This is a genomic window from Amycolatopsis sp. NPDC051903 (genome assembly GCF_044452505.1).
Classification (GTDB): Bacteria; Actinomycetota; Actinomycetes; order Mycobacteriales; family Pseudonocardiaceae; genus Amycolatopsis.
The window spans coordinates 1,702-3,020 of sequence record NZ_JBITBT010000083.1 but is presented as its reverse complement, the minus strand read 5'-3'; the positions used below and the strand labels follow the sequence as shown (position 1 = coordinate 3,020).

Below are 1,319 nucleotides of genomic sequence, written 5' to 3'. Positions count from 1 at the left end.
TGACACAGCTTCGGCGGTGTGCTTAAGCCCCGCTACATTGTCGGCGCAGGACCACTTGACCAGTGAGCTATTACGCACTCTTTCAAGGGTGGCTGCTTCTAAGCCAACCTCCTGGTTGTCTGGGCAATCCCACATCCTTTCCCACTGAGCACACACTTAGGGGCCTTAGCTGGTGTTCTGGGCTGTTTCCCTCTCGACGACGAAGCTTATCCCCCGCCGTCTCACTGCCACGCTCTCACACTACGGTATTCGGAGTTTGGTTGATTTCGGTAACCCGGTAAGGCCCCTAGACCATCCAGTAGCTCTACCCCCGCAGAGAAACACGTGACGCTGCACCTAAATGCATTTCGGGGAGAACCAGCTATCACGGAGTTTGATTGGCCTTTCACCCCTACCCACAGCTCATCCCCCAGGTTTTCAACCCTGGTGGGTTCGGGCCTCCACGACGTCTTACCGACGCTTCACCCTGGCCATGGGTAGATCACTCCGCTTCGGGTCTAGACCACGCGACTACAGACGCCCTATTCAGACTCGCTTTCGCTACGGCTACCCCACACGGGTTAACCTCGCCACGCAGCACTAACTCGCAGGCTCATTCTTCAAAAGGCACGCCATCACCCAAAGGCTCTGACGGCTTGTAGGCACACGGTTTCAGGTACTCTTTCACTCCCCTCCCGGGGTACTTTTCATCTTTCCCTCACGGTACTCGTCCGCTATCGGTCTCCAGGAAGTATTTAGGCTTACCGGGTGGTCCCGGCAGATTCACAGCAAATTCCACGAGCTCGCTGCTACTCGGGAACACCACCACACAACACAAAGCACAGTTTTCGCGTACGGGACTCTCACCCACTCCGGTCCGCCATCCCAAGCGGTTCCACTAACTGCGCTGCATCATGCCCAGAGTGTCAGCTCTGAGAAGATGGGTCCCACAACACCGACTACACAACCCCTGACAGGTATCACATGCAATCGGTTTAGCCTCTTCCGCTTTCGCTCGCCACTACTCACGGAATCACGGTTGTTTTCTCTTCCTACGGGTACTGAGATGTTTCACTTCCCCGCGTTCCCTCCACACCGGCTATATATTCACCGGCGGGTAACACCACATCACTGGTGCTGGGTTTCCCCATTCGGAAATCCTCGGATCACAGCTCGGTTGACAGCTCCCCGAGGCATATCGCAGCCTCCCACGTCCTTCATCGGCTCCTGAAGCCAAGACATCCACCATGTGCCCTTAACAACTTGACCACAAAGATGCTCGCATCCACTCTACAGTTCTCAAACACCACACCAGAAACAAGACACGTTCCCAGGGCGCA

The 1,319-nt window shown here is 55.8% G+C and carries 1 rRNA gene (running past one end of the window); it reads right to left on the bottom strand.

The window, feature by feature from the left end:
• Positions 1-1,248 (bottom strand): 23S ribosomal RNA (locus tag ACIA77_RS52210) (it extends 1,692 nt beyond the left edge of the window).
• Positions 1,249-1,319 lie beyond the last annotated feature (71 nt).